Source organism: Vibrio sp. SCSIO 43140 (assembly GCF_023716585.1).
Taxonomy (GTDB): Bacteria; Pseudomonadota; Gammaproteobacteria; order Enterobacterales; family Vibrionaceae; genus Vibrio; species Vibrio maritimus_B.
In genome coordinates, this window is the sequence record NZ_CP071851.1 from 1,535,294 (window position 1) to 1,552,539 (window position 17,246).

Consider the following 17,246-nt stretch of genomic DNA (forward strand, 5'->3'; position numbering starts at 1 on the left):
GTAAGAGACAGGAGCTCGACTTGACCCTTAACGACATCACCTTAAGTGAAACCACATTGACCAACTTAAAGTCTGTTGAATATCAATGGATTAGAACCATGTATGTCGAGGGGTATCAAAGAGAAGAGATCAACCACTACATCAATGCTTGCTTTGGTGGTGATGATGTATTTGCTGATTTATTTCAGAAAGTCGCACTGGAGCAAGAGAGTTTGTATGTCTTACTCCAGTACGTAGGATGTGCGCCCTCTAGCCGTGAACTAGCTTAGCGCTGTCTTATGCAGTGGGTGAGCGTTTCAGAATGACATCCACTTCTGTCACTGTGTAGGGTTTATCGACCTTACAACTAACATCTTCCACAAAGCGCTCATAGCTCTTAAACGTCATCGACTCTCGCTTCGGATCAACGTAAATCGATACCCAAGTTTTTCTACCTAACTTGGTAATGAAAATATCGACAATCTCAATCTCGTATTCTTGCGCCAAGCCTTTTAAGCTGCGGTAGATAGGTTTAGTGTGCTCAATTGGTGGCATGGCTAGAGTAAGCTCTCGCATACCATTCTTTATGAGTTTAATCGGGTCACTGATAAACGCGAGACTGAACAACACCACCAAGATTTGGTCGATATAACGTCCAACCCATCCAAATGACGTCTCTTGGATAATAATCACCAGCACCAAAGCGACACCGATAGCACCGGATATCACACCATTGATAAACCAAGCGTTCTTCTCTGCTTTGAGAATATCGGAGTTAGACTGCTTGTGGCCTATGTGGCACGCCCAATAAAGAAGTGCACATAGAATCACTGCAGGGAACACGTAGACGGCCATTAGACCCAATGCGGGCTCTCTACCACCAGCAAGGATCACAGGAATATTACTGCCCACCGCAAACGCGATCAAAATCAGTATCGTTATGCCTTTAATCACCACAATTAGCGGCTCAAACGCAAAGAAGCCGATGGGATAATGTCTTGACGTGCCAGACTCTGTAAGCTTCGCGATACGCAATGAAGCGAACGATACCACAGCTGAAAGCAGGTTAAACGAAGCATCTAATAAGATGGCACTAGAACCCGAAATAGAGGCCATAATACCGCCCCAAAGCGCGAGAATACCGGCACCTACCGCTGAAATTATTAATGCTCTGGATTCATTGATTTTTATCATTTGGTCATCCTTTCCAAACGCAGTAACTATTACTATTGTGTTAATTCTTATAACACAGCTATATGACCATTCCTATGGCGGACACACCGTTTGCTCAAAGATAGTGCAAACGGTGACATCACTTATCACATTCCTACGTTAGGTCAGCTTAGGAACAATTCGTTTTCCACATAAAAACAAAAGTATCAAAAGGTAACATCCTGACAAAATTGGGGATTTCTTTGCGATTCCCGTACGGTCGCTAACCGTCGGGTAACAGGACTATGACCATAGGGATCTACATTGTTCACTCCAAGAACCTATTAGAGACGCGAATAATGTCCAAATTAAAACTTTCTGCAGTGGTAGCCATTCTCGTTGGTTTAGTGAGCCTTAATGCTTCGGCGCACCCTCATGGACACCACAAGCACAAACATAAACACAAAGGAAAACACCACAAGGAAGTTGTGGTGGTGAAGAAGTACCACCCTTCCCCTAAGAAGCGCCCAAAACACCGACACTACCACTACAAAAAAATGCCGAGGCACACGACGTACATAAAAATCGGCAACTTCACCTATGCACGTGTGGATGGACATTACTACCGCAGACAAGGCGACAATTACGTCAACGTCATCATCAAGTAACAAGTGGGAAGAGTCATCTAGGTTTAGAAAAGAAGAAGCCCGAGCGAATGCTCGGGCGTCGGTTACAAGAACTGTTAGTCGTGACAGTAAGGAATCCGTTTAACAGCCAGCTATACGTAACACCAGTGTTGCTTATTTAACTTGTCGGCGGCCAAACCAATAGGTGTTAAACAAGACAAAAAAATGGGTGACCTTGCGGTCACCCTTATCGTTTTTATCCTTTTACACCGCCGGCGGTCAAACCACCAACCAACCAACGCTGTGCGAGTAGGAATACGACTGTGATAGGTAGTGCTGATAGTACCGCCGCTGCCGCGAAGTCACCCCATAGGTAGTTCTGAGGGTACAAGTACTGCTGCATACCAACCGCTAGTGTGTACGAGTTTACATCAGAAAGTAGTAGTGATGCTACAGGTACTTCACCAACAACCATGATGAACGACAGAATAAATACAACCGCTAGAATTGGCACTGATAGTGGCAGAAGAACTAGGCGGAATGCTTGCCATGGCGTTGCACCATCAAGTGCTGCAGCTTCTTCTAGAGAGCCATCAATCGTTTCGAAGTAGCCTTTGATTGTCCATACGTGAAGTGCAATACCACCCAAGTAAGAGAAAATCAAACCGCCGTGTGTATTCAACCCTAGGAACGGAATGTACTGACCTAGTTTGTCGAACAATGCGTAAATCGCTACCAGTGCTAGTACAGCTGGGAACATCTGGAAAATCATCATCGCTTTTAGGATGGTTGACTTACCTTTAAAGCGCATACGAGCAAATGCGTAAGCAGACGTTGTTGATAGACATACAATCAAGATTGATGAAATACCCGCAACTTTAATTGAGTTCCACAACCAAGTTAGTACTGGGAACGGAGGCGGTGTAACAGAGCCGTCTGCGTTCGTTACCGAGAAACCTAGTGCTAGTTTCCAGTGTTCTAGCGATGGGTTCTCTGGGATTAGGCTACCCGTTGCGAAGTTACCTTCACGGAATGAGATAGCGATAATCATCAGTAGTGGGAAAATAATCAGCGATAGGAAAGCCCACATAGCGATGTGTGTTGCCCAAACGCGGTATTTTAATGACTTACCTTGTACCATTGCCATTTTAGGCCTCCTTAGTCTTGAGCTACTTTCGTGACGCGTAGGTTGAGTAGTGCTAGTGCACCTACTAGTAGGAAGATCAGTGTTGCGATTGCACTCGCTAGACCGAAGTCTTGACCACCAGAACCTTCAAACGCGATACGGTACGTGTAGTTAACCAATAGGTCGGTGTAACCCGCTGGCTCAGAAGTACCAATCATGTTAGGACCACCGTTCGTTAGAAGGGCAATCAGTACGAAGTTGTTGAAGTTAAACGCGAAACTAGCAATCAGTAGCGGAGTTAGCGGTTTAATCATCAGTGGCATTGTGATCTTAGTGAAGTTCGAAACAAAGTTTGAACCATCGATTGCTGACGCTTCATACAGGTCATCAGGAATCGCTTTTAGCATACCCATACATAGAATCATCATGTAAGGGAAACCTAGCCAAGTGTTCACGATAAGAATCATCACTTTAGCCATCAGTGGATCAGAGAACCAGTTCGGGCTAATGCCAAATAGACCTTCAAGTAGCATGTTCACTTCACCAAAGCTTTGGTTGAACAAACCCTTAAAGATTAGAATCGAGATAAATGCTGGTACCGCGTATGGAAGAATCAGTAGTACACGATAGACAGCGCGACCGCGTAGTGCTTCCCATTGAACAACGCTCGCCAGGATAAGACCAATCAGTACCGTTAGCGCAACGCTCACTGCAGAGAATACGATTGTCCAGATGAAAATACTGATGAACGGTTCTTTGATACCGTCGTCTTTCCATACACGTTCAAAGTTATGTGTACCAATGCCTACAATGAAGCCAGGAGAGACTGTGTTACCAACAAACTCACCATTGTCATTCACTGGTTGGTAGAAACCTACTTCCATATTTGGACGTAGTAGATCGCCAGTCTTGTTGTCGCGTAGGTCATCAGTGCCTTCAACAAACGTATAAAGCGGCTGTACCGATGCGAACTTACGAAGGCCACTCATACGAATGTCTTCACCACTCGGCATATGCAGATCAATCGTGTTTAAAGTAGAACGGTTTTGAATGATCGTTTTGATCTGTTCCTTATCACCAGCCTGAGTATCTACCGCCGATAGGTCGTAATCAGCTGATGGGCTAGAGATATCAAATTCAGGTGTAGCAAGCAGCTGTTCACCGTCTTTCACATAGATGCGGTGACCGTTTTCTGTCTTATAAAGATCAAACGAGAAGCTCTCACCAGTTTGGAAAGTGCGTTGCATCAGAACGTTTTGAGTTCTTTCCAAAGAGAGTTGGTTCTTCGCGCTGTAGTTCGTGAAGGCTAGGCCTACCGTGTACGCCAAAGGGAAAAGAATAAAAAGGATCATACCCGCAATACCTGGATAGATATAACGGTGCGCGTACGTTTTCTTACTGCCGAAAATATAAAGTGCCAGAGCGGTAAGAATCACAGTAAGCAATGCGAATGCAAGCTCACCACGGGAATACATAAGAATAGTCGCGTAACCATTGATAAGTCCCACTGAGCCAAGAAGTCCCCACTTGATGAATACTTTCTTGCTGCTTGGAACTGTACTAGTTTCAGCTGACATGGCATCTGTACCTTGAACTGACTGCATAAAAGGACCTGCTAGCGATAATACAAAAAATAAAAGAAGGAGGGGTTACCCCCTCCTTAAAGGGTAGTTCTAGAAAATTACTTAGTCATTTGCTTTTCAGCATCAGCAACTGCTGCGTCAACTGATTGGCGACCGTCAACTACGTTGATGATAGCGTTCTTAGCAGAAGCCCAGAATGCGCTCATTTGTGGAACGTTAGGCATGATTTCACCGTTCATCGCGTTGTCCATTGTCGCTGCGATACGTGCATCAGAACCTAGCTCGTCTTGGAATGAAGTTAGAGCAACTGCGCCTAGTGGCTTGTCGTTGTTCACTTCACGTAGACCGTCGTTAGTTAGTAGGTAGTTCTCTAGGAACTCAACCGCTAGGTCACGGTTAGGTGACGCAGTGCTGATACCTGCTGTTAGTACGCCAACGAAAGGCTTAGAAGCTTGACCGTTGAACTTAGGAAGCGTAGCAACACCGTAGTTGATGCCAGACTTCTCGATGTTCGCCCAAGACCATGGACCGTTGATAGTCATTGCAGTCTTACCTTGGTTGAACGCAGACTCAGATACTGAGTAGTCCATGTCTGCAGAGATAACGCCTTTGTCTACTAGACCTTTAACAAAGCTAAGCGCGTCCTTCACACCTTCTTTAGCGATACCTGCGTCTTTAACGTCGTAGCTACCACCGTTGTATTTGAATGCATAGCCGCCGTCAGCAGCCATTAGAGGCCATGTGAAGTACGGTTCTTTTAGGTTCCACATGATTGCAGTCTTGCCATCTTTAGCAAGTTTTGCGTTCAATGCTTCAACTTCTTCCCAAGTCTTAGGTGGGTTTGGAACCAAATCTTTGTTGTAGATTAGAGATAGAGATTCAACTGCTACTGGGTAACCGATGATTTTGCCGTCGTACTTAACTGCGTCCCATGCGAAATCAACGATGCCTTCTTTAGTTTCTTTAGAAGGTTTAACCTCAGCTAGCAAACCTGCTTGAGCATACTCACCGAAACGGTCGTGTGCCCAGAAAATGATATCAGGACCATCACCAGTCGCTGCAACTTGAGGGAAGCGAGCTTCAAGACCATCTGGGTGAGCAACTGTCACTTTGATGCCTGTGTCTTCTTCGAACTTTTTACCTACTTCTGCAAGACCGTTGTAACCTTTGTCACCATTAATCCAAATGGTAAGTTGTCCTTCTTCGATAGCAGCGTTTGCACCAAAAGAACCTAGAGCTACTAGGGTACCTAGAGCTACAGTGCTTAGGGCTTTTTTCATGTTTATATCCTTTTTATAGTTTTGATCGCAGGTTCATCCAGAGGTTCATCCAGAGGATTTCCCAAGTTTCGACGAGTATCATCTAAAAAATACAGCAAGCTCTCATCATCCTACTCTCTACGCCCTCGCTACAAGCGTTGATTTCCGTGACCTCAATCGCCCAAGACTATAGATCAACATCACAAAACAATCTGCACTTGTGACAGAATTCACTATTATCAGGCGCAAATTTTTGACCAAGATCTCACACGTCATTTCTACCCCCCTATCCTCCTCCTCCTTTTCTACTACCCCCATAATTATTTTTGTCAGGAGGATGTCTGAGCGACCTCAATCAAGGAAACTGCAGTCATCCAAGAGTGGATGGTAAGAACCCTTTACCAGTAAGAGCTTGTCTCTATCAGTTTCTACAAGGAACGTATACTGGGTTTTCATCGCCGGGCTCGCCAAGTAGTCATAAATTGAAGTACTAGTGGTAATTTATTTTACGGGGGAGGTTTTCAATTTGTGTCGGGGGATACTAGCGAAGTCTTGGCTTTGAGGGTGGCGCCAAATCGTACAGCGCCACCCTTTTTTCTTTCCATCTAGGACAATTTGCACTAACGAAGGAACATAAAACCCTAATATCATAAGCAAAACAGTCCTAACGCTTCAGCCATGTTGCTGGAGTCACACACTGACCAATTTCCTACTATTATTACCTGTCGAATTATCTCTATAATGACCGACGGAAAGAAAAATGAATCGAGGACGAGCTACATGGCGAGTGTCACGTTAAAAAATGTTAGTAAAGCGTACGGTGACGTACTGATCTCCAAGAATGTCGACCTAGAAATCAATGAAGGCGAATTTGTTGTCTTCGTTGGTCCATCAGGTTGTGGTAAATCAACTCTACTACGTTGTATCGCGGGTTTAGAAGACATCACGTCCGGTGATTTGTATATTGGTGACGAGCGCATGAACGATGTTGAACCATCGAAGCGCGGTGTGGGCATGGTATTCCAGTCTTACGCTCTTTACCCTCACCTTAACCTATATGACAACATGTCATTTGGTCTTAAGCTTGCTAAAGCAGACAAAAAAGAAATTGATCGTCGTGTTGAGCACGCAGCAGAAATCCTTCAGCTTGGTCACCTGCTAGAGCGTCAGCCAAAAGCACTTTCTGGTGGTCAGCGTCAGCGTGTGGCTATCGGTCGTACTCTAGTCTCTCAGCCAAACGTATTCCTACTCGACGAACCGCTATCTAACCTAGATGCGGCGCTTCGTGTAAACATGCGATCGCAAATCACTAAACTTCAACGCCAGCTTGGCTGCACCATGATCTACGTAACGCACGATCAGGTGGAAGCGATGACAATGGCAGACAAGATTGTTGTTCTAGACGCAGGTTATGTTGCGCAGGTTGGTAAGCCTCTTGAGCTTTACCACTACCCTGATAACCGCTTCGTTGCTGGCTTCATTGGTTCACCTAAGATGAACTTCATGAGCGTATTCATCGAAGAAGTAGAAGCAGAGCGCGTTAAAGTTCAGCTTTCTGATGGCGACTCTTTCTGGATCCCTGTTGACGGCACAACCGTTAACAAAGGCGACCGTATGTCTATGGGCGTGCGTCCAGAGCACTTGGTATCGGCGGAAGAAGGCGATGCGAAAGTCGGCGGCGAAGTCATGATCGTTGAGAAGCTAGGTAACGAAACTCAGGTTTATCTAAACCTTGAAAGCGCAGATGCAGACGTTATCTACCGTCAGCCTGATACGCTTTCTGTTGAAGTTGGTGATAAGTTTGAGATTGGTATTCCAGCTCACCGTTGTCACTTGTTCCATAGTGATGGTAAGGCGTGTCGTCGTTTGTATAAAGAAGCTGGTGTTTAATTTACAGCCCACCTAGCTGAAACAACTAAACCCTAATCAACCTTGATTAGGGTTTTTTATATCACAACGTGCAGAAATCATCACAACATCCTCATGTTCCTTTTCTCTAATCACTACTGGGAACTGCATCACCTCAAGACGAAGCTGTGACGTCCCTCCCGTTTTCTTTTTTATCGTTATCTGATTTCCATTCGATGTACCAATCTTAAACTCTCTTTGCCCATCTACACGGATACAAATGTCGTTGAAGTCTTGACCATGTTCACAACTCACCCACTCTTGCAAAGGTAGCATACAACTAAAAGCTGCCCAGACGGGCAATACAACACTCATCAACATTACAGCGCCTTTAGCAAACACAGCTCCTCCCTAAAAAAATGGCTGCACGAAGCAGCCATTTTTTAAACAATATACCCTGTCACATTACTAGTTCTGTACAACGGTAATTGAGTTATGATCCGAACCCGATAACACTTTCATGTAAGACGCATCATTTTGTGTTTGAGTAAGTGATACGTTGTTATAATCACTGCTTCCGTCTAACAACATACTAGCATATGAATCGCCTTTGGTTTGATTGACATAGATGCTATTGTCATCACTGCGATCAAGGACATCGATATCAATTTCGTTGTCGGCACCAGCTACAATTGTTTTGATGCGGTTATCATCGCCTTCACTCACCTTGATGTTAACGATATTGTCGTCAGCATTCTTGTTGGTAAACTTAGTGTAAGTATCGTTGTCAGTCGCATCAGCGCCACCCAAGATCTCCACGTTTGCATAGTTACCATCAGCACCGCCAAGCGCAACGACCGTTGTATCATTCCAGGTACCATCCTGAGTTGCTTTGAAGGTGTTGTTGTTAGAGTGGTTTTTCTCAATCATAAAGTGAACAGCATTCTCTTTGCCTGTCTGAACAACATACGCATCATTGTCGCCCCCTTTAAACTGAATCAAGGAGGAGTTACCGCGAATACCGGCCGAAGAGTTTTGCTCAACTGAAATATAACTATCATTATTATCTGTCAGTTGAATATCTGAAATATTCCCTCGAAGAGTCCCACCACTATTCTGCTCAACCTCTATTACGTTGTCATCAGAATTAACTAACACCTCAACGTCGATATTATCTGTAGTCCACAACTGGTTGTATTTTGCTGCAGTCTCCGCCTCTAGCTGTGAGTCACTAAAAAGTGGAGAGTGTCCATTTGCGTTAACTACAAGTGGTACAGCTGCAAGAGCTCCAATAACTGCGATTGATACTTTGTTCATAATATAATTCCTTTATTTTCCTTGTCGACGGATTCGCTTCCAGAGAAGCATTGTCTCGATACCTGAATCACGCGTTAGCAAGTAATACAAGTGTCGCAACCTGGTAGTAGCTATGACTTACTTTCTCAAACGACAGAGCTTGTAACTTAATGTGATCAACATGGGCTACTGTCCAACTGTCACAGACATCCCCGCTCCAGCGTTAATAACGATGCTTTGGCTGTTTTGAGTTTGACTGACATCGAGCTTGTTCGAGCCTGTATCTCTTACAACCGCTAAATTATCATCTCCGTTTTGAGTGATACTAATTTCACTGCCTATGCCTTTTTGTCTTAAAAGTGCAATATTATCTTCACCTGCTTGCAGAATTGCTCCTTGATGAGCGATGCCTATTTGACTCAGAAGCGCAATATTATCCTCTCCGCTTTGATTGATCAGTCCAGTGTTGTGTCGCCCAGACTGCTCGATCGCTGCAAAACCGCTTTCGTTGTTGCGCATGTTGACCCTCGCTCGATTACCGGCGTTTCCTTCGCCCCAACCAGTCTGTGAAATATATGCATCAGAATTTGTGGACGAATCAATATCCACTTCTGAATAGTTGTCTACATCCCCTGTGTCCACCAAATCTTGATACTCTCGATTAGACCCAAGGAACGCTTCCTGCCTCGGCCTACGACTCACTTGCTCAGACCGCCTGACGCTTGATGAACGCCATGCATTTTCACTAACAACCCGTTCTATAACTCTACCTGATATGTCATCGCTGTTTTCGCTCGCCTGCGTCTTGAACGCAAGGGAACAAGTGGACAAACAAACTGACACAGCCATCGCTAAAACAATACATTTAGCTTTTCCATTGGAGGACGAAAACATCCCGACGGTAGTTAATTTCATACCACACTTCCTATTCAGCGGCAGTCATTTATTACATGATGAAACCCGCACAAATCAACGCGATTAGTTAAAGGGTTACATTGCTATTGGTGATCCGTGTAATTACAGTTCAAGGATCCCGCTCGCGGAGTTGCGCTTTTCTCTTCGGGTTGGACCTATCTAGATATTAGTGGAATCGGAATTGGGGACACATAAACTAATTTACCTTTATTATTTCTTTTTCCTAACTCCAAGTTCTATTAATCGAGCAAGAATAGAAACCTAAGCATCAAAATCTAGTTTTCAAATCTAATACTTCCGTTTATTAAAATAGATAAAGTGTTTGCTTATACTACGTTCATATGCCCTCAATTAATGTCGAAAAGGGCGGCTATAAGTGAGTGGAGTTTGGAAGATGAAGGTCAAAACAGAAAGTGTAAGGAACCGGGCTACACATGAGTATAACGATTAAGACGCGTTGGTGTTTTGTCCTAGTGATTTCCCTCGGATTGTGTCCAATTGGAATGGCTTACTCAGACGATCACAAAAGCAGTAATGTCACAAAAGCGATAACAGAGCAACCCGAAACTGCAAAGAGTATAGCGGCAGAAAAGGCACTCATTGAAAAAAACAAAGGCAAGAGCAATCGTTACCTTCAAGACAGCGAGATCAGAGGCGTAATCGTAGACAGAACCATGACCCGTTTGGGGGATGACTTTTACTCTTTTTTCGCTCAAGAACTAAACGACCTATACCCAGATCTTAAAGAGAATCTGACAGTGAAGGAGATTCCCACAGCATTATCTGGAAGCATAATAGAGGTAAGTCATACCCGGAAAACAATATATCGAACCGCCTTATCGCCGGGAAGAAGGCAAGCTGAAGAGAGAGCCCAACAGGCTGTTCGAACTGTAGACAACTACATCATCAGGTGGGAAGCAGAGAGAGCTCTGCAAGACACATTTGACTTAGAACACGATGAATTTTGAGGACACAAGGATATGGTTAATTCAAAATACATATTGCTGCTTTCATTAGCTTCGGGGATAGCTTGTTCAGGTGAGCTAGTTTATGAACCTATCAACCCCAGTTTCGGTGGAAACCCCCTCAATACGACGCATCTGCAATACGGTGCAAGCTTTACACAGTATGATCCACCTGACAACAATAATGGGTTTGACTTTGAAGAAGAATCAGCGTTGGACAATTTAGCAGCTAGCTTGGAGTCAAGGCTAATAAGCCAATTACTGGCCGACATAGGTAATGGGAACACCGGGCAACTAGAGACGAATGACTTTTTCTTAAACGTAGTTGACGATAATGGAACGCTCATTGTTCAGATCGTTGATAAAACAACCGGAGAATCCACTGAAATTAGCGTTTCCGGACTCACACCTGACCTATAACTACAAGGAATGTACTATGAAAGGTCTAATTTTACTTTGCGCCTCCCTTGTACTCGGCGGCTGCTCTTACTCCCTCGAAATTCCAGAAACATCTGCATCTCCTAAGTTGATGCAGCGCGGTTCAGTCTATACCGACTTAACATCTCTCCCTCCTCCAGTCGGGAAAATAATGGTTTCTGTTTATGACTTCAGAGATCAAACCGGACAATATAAACCGTCTCCGAACAGTAATTTCTCTACTGCAGTTCCTCAAGGCGGTACGTCACTATTAACTACTGCACTTATCGATTCCAAATGGTTCGTACCACTTGAACGCGAAGGGCTACAAAATTTGCTGACTGAGCGCAAGATAATCCGAGCAGCACAAAAAAAAGATACGGTTGTATCCAACCACGGGACCGACTTGTCATCCCTTAATTCAGCCAATGTGGTGATCGAAGGCGGAATTGTTGCCTACGACTCTAATCTCCGCACTGGCGGTGCCGGAGCTAGATATCTTGGTGTTGGTGGTTCAGGTCAGTACAGAACTGATCAAGTAACCGTAAATCTCAGGGCTGTTGACGTCAGAACCGGAAGAGTTTTGCTTAGCGTAACTACGTCTAAAACCATCTCTTCGCACGAGATAGGCCTCGGGGCGTTTCGTTTCATTGATTATGAAGAATTACTCGAAGTGGAACTCGGCTACAGCAACAATGAACCTGTTAATATCGCAGTCATGTCGGCAATTGACGCAGCGGTTATTCATCTTATTGTGAAAGGAATGGAGCGTGGTATGTGGTCATCTAATGACCCGCAGGCTATGTCGCACCCCATAATAGCAAAATACTCACAAGCGACAACGGAAATTCTTTAGCTAACCGAGTAAGCAGGAAACAGGGCTATGCGGAAAATGGATCTTACCCGTAGCCCTGTTTTTTCATCCTTGATAAAGCTCAGAGATCAACTCCTCTAGCTCATCCATATTCTTCAATGAAGGCAAAATAATTTGCTTGTTACCATTGACGATAATCGTTGGCGTTTGGCGAATACGGTATTGACGGACCAAAAGGTTGTGCTCTCCTATTTCGTCTTTAATGCACTGGCTCGGTGTTTCGAACTCGCTCGCATCGACGCCGCAGTCATCCAATACGTCCAACACATCCTTTCTATGCCTAGGAGCGTCGTCTTTGGTAAAGTGGATTCGGCGGATAAGCGCCTTAATATAAGCGTGGGCTTTGTTTTGTCGCTTGGCGACGACATAACCTTGTTGTATGTCATTACCTATCTTTCCGACAGGGACAAGGACTTCCTTGATGTCCATACCTTTGTCTGAAGCAAGCTTAAGAATTGGGTCATGCACCATGGCACAAGGCCCGCAATAAGGAGAGTGAAATAGCATGACCATCGGAGTCACTGTAGGCTCCCTATCCATTTCGAGGTAATGGATACCCTCTCGAAATTGACCAGCCACACTAACGCTAGACACCAGGCTTAAAAGAAAGACAGTAAAAAGACATCTCATCGCTGAAACTCCTGAACAAAAGGAGCTCAAAAGTAATAGAAACTGTATTTGTAGTGAACTCAATGAGCAGTAGATAAACGTAAAAAAGCAGAAAGCGAATAGGCTCGGCTTCTGCTTTACATTGCTACCACGGGATACACACTAAGGATTAGTTGTTACGGCACGAACTCGCTCGTTGCGACGTTGTTTTTAACCCATAGTAGTGCCTGCAGGCGATTCTTCACTTTTATCTTCTTGAAGGCATTATGCAAATGCGCTTTAACCGTGTTTTCGCTCACAAACAACGCATCCGCAATCTCTGTGTTAGAGGCACCATCGCCAAGCAGTTTAATGATCTGCTGCTCACGCTTAGTAAGTTTCGTATAATAAGGGCTGGTTTTCGCGCACTGTCGACGTCGATAAAAATGTACATACTCGTAGACAAGCTTGCGGCTCATCCATAATTCCCCATCGATAATCCGTTCAAACCCGTTCGCTAATGTTTCTATGGTGTCAGTGTCGTAAAACACCCCAACCAAGTTTTGCCACTTGAGCATATCTGCATGAGCAAGACTTTTCGGCGCGTTTAATAATACCTCTTTCGTGTACTGCTCTGTGCCTTCAACGATTTCAAGGTAGCGCTCGATGTTGCCCTTACCAATCGCAGCATAATCAATAATGACGTAATCGAGCTCATGACTGAGTGCCTGCTGTCGTTGCTGATATAACTGCTCAGGGGCAATCAGCCTAATATTCAACGGCACCTTTTGTTCCAGTGATTCCTTCAACAAACTGGATTGCAAGCTGTTCCCCGCCAATAGAATAGCTTGCTTTGTATTGGCGTCCTTGTCATTGGGCATAGCGAACTCCTTGTCAGTATGCTTTTGTGCGCTACTACTTGTGTAGTATAACAAAGGATAGAAAAAGAGAAGCCGAGTGACTTAGTACATATTTGGTATTTACGTCCAAGATTCAGAAAGTTACTTAAATATTCTCAGATATGAGAAACCAGCACGCTTGCAAACTAGCTTTATTTAGCGTTACCTAATTAAATCAGGAAGTCCAAAATCTCCCTGTTTCATTGAGTTAAGCATACTCGTGCACTGAGATGTTATTTTTAGCCCAAATTAATGCTTGAACCCGATTGGTCACGTTTATTTTCTTGAAGGTATTATGTAAATGTGCCTTAACCGTGTTCTCACTAACAAAGAGCCTCTCAGCTATCTCCACATTCGATGCACCGTCGCTCAAAAGCTTGATGATTTGCTGTTCTCGTTTGGTTAGATTACTGTAATCAGGATTCGTTGATGCACAAACTCTATCCCGATAAAACATTATATATTCGTGGAGTAACTTTCTACTCAACCACATTTCACCTTCGAGAATACAGCCGAACCCTTTGATCACTTTGTCCAAATCATCATTGATATAGAAAACACCCACCAGATGCTGCCATTGCAGCAATTCACTTTGCCGCAAGCCAGGACTCGCATTTATCAACACTTCCCTAGCTCTGTCGTTGGAGCTTGTTTTCAGATCGTGATATTTTTTGAACTGCGATGCTGTGAGTGTTGTGCAGTCAGCAATGATTAAATCAAAGCCCTCTAGGTTAGTGTCTTTGTTGTAGTAGTTAAGCCGTTCTGGGGAAATAAGCCGAATCTCCACATCCAGATTCTGTTCAACCATATCCTTTAACAGGCACGATTGAAGAGTGTTTGCTGCCAACAGTACTGCTCGTTGACTCCTTGCTTGAGCCATCTTCATCTATCACTCCATGTGATTAGTTGATTATTTTTGAATTAATTATTTTAGTGTAAATAACAGGATTAATAATAGACTCTTGTACCCTCAAAACGTCAAGTCGATCTAGATCACAATGAAACCCATTACATTCTATAGTGGGCATAATAAACAGTGCCTTAGGGTTGAGTCTCATTTATGAGACGAATTAGAATTTAGATTAGATAAATATGGCAGTTAAACTAATGAATAAATGCTACTATGTGGCTCATTCGTAAGTTTATATTATTACAGTCATAAATAAGCCCTTACTACTTATTCTGGTCCTAATAACTTAGAAGACCGTAAGGGCTCAAATTAGACAGCTAACTATTGTAATATTAGCAATTAGTGAATTGGGGTTTGGTTGTCCTTATTGAACTTACCAAAATAGTGCTCTAGCACTTCTGGAGTGAGCTTGCCTTCGGCTTCCAGTCTTTTGAGTTCTGCGGCAATTTCACGTTGTTCTTCAATCGAAGGCAGCGCTACTTCTGGCTCAGACTCTACTTGAGACGCCATTTGCTCTAGCTCTTTCTCAAAATCGCTCATAATGATTAACCTCATCTGTAACTCTAAACTTCGGCTAGTGTACTCGTTTTGTGGGATCCATACCAATTATCTGTTGATCTAGGTAAGCAACTGATTGCTTTTCATCCAGCTTGCTCTTGAACTTTGTCCATAGCGCCCACAGCTATGTATTTACAAAACAATGACCTAGATTAGGGAACTTTTCTCTCATTGTTTTCTCTATTTCTTATACTGTTTTCTTAATGCTTGCTATAAGGACCCATTATCATGCCAGCACAGTCTTTCCAACAACTACAACAGTACTTGCAATCTCAAGTTATTGGCCAAGACAATCTCGTCAAGCAACTACTCGTAGCGTTACTGGCTGATGGTCATATCCTCGTAGAAGGCCCTCCGGGTCTTGCTAAAACACGCGCAGTAAAATCCCTAGCAGATTGCATTGAGGGAAGCTTTCACCGTGTCCAGTTTACACCCGACCTACTTCCATCGGACCTGACAGGTACAGATATCTATCGCCCAGAAACGGGGGAGTTTCAATTTAAGTCCGGTCCAATATTCCACTCACTTGTTCTCGCAGATGAAGTGAACCGTGCCCCTGCGAAAGTACAAGCAGCAATGCTTGAAGCGATGGCGGAAAAACAGATCAGTGTGGGTCAAACGACTTATCCATTACCGGAACTGTTTTTGGTAATGGCGACACAAAACCCAATCGAGCAAGAGGGCACCTACCCTCTTCCAGAAGCTCAACTCGACCGCTTCTTACTTCATTTGGAAGTGGATTATCCGAATGAGGAAAGTGAACTTGAGATTTTGAGATTGAATCGTGGCGAAGCTCAGGGCGAAACGCATCGATTTGAATCCAAGCTTTCTCAAGAATCGATATTTAAAGCACGCCAAGAAGTTCTTTCTATACACATGGCTGACGCTATCGAGCGCTACATCGTGCGCTTAGTCATGGCGACAAGACAACCAAGTACATACAGCGCCAATCTAGAAAACTGGATTGAAATGGGTGTCAGCCCTCGAGCGACCATCGCATTAGACCGAGCAGCAAGAGCACACGCTTGGTTGGCAGGGCGAGATTTTGTAAGCCCAGAGGACATTCACGAAGTTATCTATCCAGTGCTACGCCATCGCCTACTGTTAACCTATCAAGCGCAAGCAGAGGGTATCAATGGCAATGCGGTAATCGAAGAGCTGCTACGGACTGTTGCTTCGGCATAACCGGGGCTTGAGAATCATTGTGATGGCACATGTAAGAAGATAAGAATAACACTCTATGTTCACTAGCATTAAATTAAAGCTAAAGCAGGCATTGGGGTCAACTGAAGTAGCTGCGCCATCTCTACAAGACTTTGTGAAGATGGGGAAACTACCTCAGCAGACTTCGGGTGTAACCATCACTCTAGAAGAGCTCTGCTTTTACCAAACGCACAGTCAACGGTGGCAGCCGCCAGCTAAGAGTATTTGGTCGCAGCTCAATGGACAGCATGCGAGTCCACGAAAAGGTCGTGGCATGACCTTCTCTGAAGTTCGTCAGTACCAAGCCGGCGATGACGTTCGTCAGATTGACTGGCGCGTTACGGCAAGAACTGGAAAAGTTCACACTAAGCTTTTCACCGAAGAGCGAGAACGACCAGTCGTTCTATTTATAGATTTGACGTCGAGTATGCTCACGGGCACGCAATTGTTACTAAAATCGGTTCAACAGTGCCACTTAGCAGCATTACTCGCATGGGTTGCATTGAGTGGGAAAGATCGCGTCGGCGCAGTAGTTCGCGTGGGTTCTGAACTAGTCGAGATCAAACCTTCTAGTTCAAAGGCATCGGTCCTTCGTCTATTGAGTCAGCTATGTATGCTGCACAATCGCTTCTTACATCAATCGCATCACAAAGAACCGGCTATTCTCGCCGATCCATTCAATGCGCTCTCTAACCTTTGTAAAAAAGGCAGCGAGGTCATTGTACTTAGCGATTTTTCTGAGCTGACCGATGAGAATAAACAAGCTATGGGGCGACTCGCTAGGCACAATCGCGTACGCGCGATTCAAGTCTTCGACCCAATCGAAATAGGACACACTCTGGCAAGGGGTACTCAAAAAGTTCGAGGCAGACATCAAGAGCTTTCTCTGGATTTTTCTAGTGCCCTCGTAAAGCATCAATTAGCGGATGCTTTTAACGATCAAAAAGACTCGTTGGCAAAGACGTTATCAGACCATGGGATCGCACTGTCACAGATATCTAGTGGTTCACCATTACTTAGCCAACTCATCAAAACGCTTTAGTCGACA

General features: G+C 44.3%; 19 protein-coding genes. 8 read left to right on the forward strand and 11 right to left on the reverse strand.

Annotated features, from left to right (window positions below; translation table 11 throughout):
- Window positions 1–20 precede the first annotated feature (20 nt).
- Window positions 21–269 carry a hypothetical protein gene (locus J4N45_RS25315; protein WP_252015352.1) on the forward strand — a complete coding sequence of 83 codons (249 nt, stop codon included), beginning with the start codon at window positions 21–23 and terminating at the stop codon, window positions 267–269.
- 7 nt (window positions 270–276) lie between these two features.
- Here the strand turns inward: J4N45_RS25315 and J4N45_RS25320 are convergent, their stop codons facing one another.
- Entirely contained in the window at window positions 277–1,173 is an 897-nt protein-coding gene (locus J4N45_RS25320; RefSeq protein ID WP_252015354.1) for a cation efflux transmembrane domain-containing protein, read from the reverse strand.
- 317 nt (window positions 1,174–1,490) lie between these two features.
- Between J4N45_RS25320 and J4N45_RS25325 the strand changes: the two genes are divergently transcribed.
- A complete protein-coding gene (locus tag J4N45_RS25325) occupies window positions 1,491–1,799 on the forward strand; it encodes a VPA0510 family protein (protein WP_252015356.1) in 309 nt (102 codons plus the stop codon).
- Between the two features lie 214 nt (window positions 1,800–2,013).
- On the opposite strand, the gene malG is transcribed toward J4N45_RS25325, so the two are convergent.
- The 3 genes from malG to malE form a co-directional block, all read right to left on the reverse strand.
- Window positions 2,014–2,904 carry a maltose ABC transporter permease MalG gene (malG, locus tag J4N45_RS25330; RefSeq protein WP_042469972.1) on the reverse strand — a complete coding sequence of 297 codons (891 nt, stop codon included), beginning with the start codon at window positions 2,902–2,904 and terminating at the stop codon, window positions 2,014–2,016.
- An 11-nt stretch (window positions 2,905–2,915) separates the two neighbouring features.
- Window positions 2,916–4,487: a maltose ABC transporter permease MalF gene (gene malF / locus J4N45_RS25335; protein WP_042469970.1), complete on the reverse strand. Its 1,572-nt coding sequence runs from the start codon at window positions 4,485–4,487 to the stop codon at window positions 2,916–2,918.
- 77 nt (window positions 4,488–4,564) lie between these two features.
- Window positions 4,565–5,746: a maltose/maltodextrin ABC transporter substrate-binding protein MalE gene (gene malE, locus J4N45_RS25340; RefSeq protein WP_234496370.1), complete on the reverse strand. Its 1,182-nt coding sequence runs from the start codon at window positions 5,744–5,746 to the stop codon at window positions 4,565–4,567.
- A 759-nt stretch (window positions 5,747–6,505) separates the two neighbouring features.
- Here malE and malK point away from each other — a divergent pair.
- The gene (malK, locus tag J4N45_RS25345; RefSeq protein WP_042469966.1) at window positions 6,506–7,615 is read left to right on the forward strand and encodes a maltose/maltodextrin ABC transporter ATP-binding protein MalK; all 1,110 of its coding nucleotides are present in this window, start codon (window positions 6,506–6,508) and stop codon (window positions 7,613–7,615) included.
- A gap of 36 nt (window positions 7,616–7,651) precedes the next feature.
- On the opposite strand, the gene J4N45_RS25350 is transcribed toward malK, so the two are convergent.
- From J4N45_RS25350 to J4N45_RS25360, 3 genes are all read right to left on the reverse strand, one after another.
- The gene (locus J4N45_RS25350; RefSeq protein WP_252015358.1) at window positions 7,652–7,954 is read right to left on the reverse strand and encodes a hypothetical protein; all 303 of its coding nucleotides are present in this window, start codon (window positions 7,952–7,954) and stop codon (window positions 7,652–7,654) included.
- Between the two features lie 87 nt (window positions 7,955–8,041).
- Window positions 8,042–8,890, reverse strand: a complete 849-nt coding sequence (locus J4N45_RS25355) for a hypothetical protein (protein ID WP_252015360.1) — start codon at window positions 8,888–8,890, stop codon at window positions 8,042–8,044.
- A gap of 165 nt (window positions 8,891–9,055) precedes the next feature.
- Window positions 9,056–9,784 (reverse strand): hypothetical protein, encoded by a 729-nt coding sequence (locus J4N45_RS25360; protein ID WP_252015362.1) that lies wholly within the window; start codon window positions 9,782–9,784, stop codon window positions 9,056–9,058.
- A 434-nt stretch (window positions 9,785–10,218) separates the two neighbouring features.
- Between J4N45_RS25360 and J4N45_RS25365 the strand changes: the two genes are divergently transcribed.
- The 3 genes from J4N45_RS25365 to J4N45_RS25375 are packed head-to-tail and all read left to right on the forward strand — an operon-like array spanning window position 10,219 to window position 12,022.
- Complete coding sequence (locus J4N45_RS25365) at window positions 10,219–10,752, forward strand: curli production assembly/transport protein CsgE (protein WP_252015364.1); 534 nt, start codon at window positions 10,219–10,221, stop codon at window positions 10,750–10,752.
- A gap of 12 nt (window positions 10,753–10,764) precedes the next feature.
- Window positions 10,765–11,169, forward strand: a complete 405-nt coding sequence (locus J4N45_RS25370; protein WP_252015366.1) for a curli assembly protein CsgF — start codon at window positions 10,765–10,767, stop codon at window positions 11,167–11,169.
- A 16-nt stretch (window positions 11,170–11,185) separates the two neighbouring features.
- Window positions 11,186–12,022 carry a CsgG/HfaB family protein gene (locus tag J4N45_RS25375; protein ID WP_252015368.1) on the forward strand — a complete coding sequence of 279 codons (837 nt, stop codon included), beginning with the start codon at window positions 11,186–11,188 and terminating at the stop codon, window positions 12,020–12,022.
- 63 nt (window positions 12,023–12,085) lie between these two features.
- On the opposite strand, the gene J4N45_RS25380 is transcribed toward J4N45_RS25375, so the two are convergent.
- The 4 genes from J4N45_RS25380 to J4N45_RS25395 form a co-directional block, all read right to left on the reverse strand.
- Complete coding sequence (locus J4N45_RS25380; protein ID WP_252017244.1) at window positions 12,086–12,553, reverse strand: DsbA family protein; 468 nt, start codon at window positions 12,551–12,553, stop codon at window positions 12,086–12,088.
- Window positions 12,554–12,825: 272 nt separating this feature from the next.
- Window positions 12,826–13,509 carry a LuxR C-terminal-related transcriptional regulator gene (locus J4N45_RS25385; protein WP_252015370.1) on the reverse strand — a complete coding sequence of 228 codons (684 nt, stop codon included), beginning with the start codon at window positions 13,507–13,509 and terminating at the stop codon, window positions 12,826–12,828.
- 226 nt (window positions 13,510–13,735) lie between these two features.
- Window positions 13,736–14,413, reverse strand: a complete 678-nt coding sequence (locus J4N45_RS25390) for a LuxR C-terminal-related transcriptional regulator (RefSeq protein ID WP_353505889.1) — start codon at window positions 14,411–14,413, stop codon at window positions 13,736–13,738.
- A 363-nt stretch (window positions 14,414–14,776) separates the two neighbouring features.
- A complete protein-coding gene (locus J4N45_RS25395; protein ID WP_234496360.1) occupies window positions 14,777–14,977 on the reverse strand; it encodes a restriction endonuclease subunit S in 201 nt (66 codons plus the stop codon).
- A gap of 246 nt (window positions 14,978–15,223) precedes the next feature.
- On the opposite strand from J4N45_RS25395, the gene J4N45_RS25400 reads away from it, so the two are divergent.
- Complete coding sequence (locus J4N45_RS25400; RefSeq protein WP_252015371.1) at window positions 15,224–16,180, forward strand: AAA family ATPase; 957 nt, start codon at window positions 15,224–15,226, stop codon at window positions 16,178–16,180.
- A gap of 55 nt (window positions 16,181–16,235) precedes the next feature.
- A complete protein-coding gene (locus tag J4N45_RS25405; RefSeq protein WP_252015373.1) occupies window positions 16,236–17,240 on the forward strand; it encodes a DUF58 domain-containing protein in 1,005 nt (334 codons plus the stop codon).
- Window positions 17,241–17,246 lie beyond the last annotated feature (6 nt).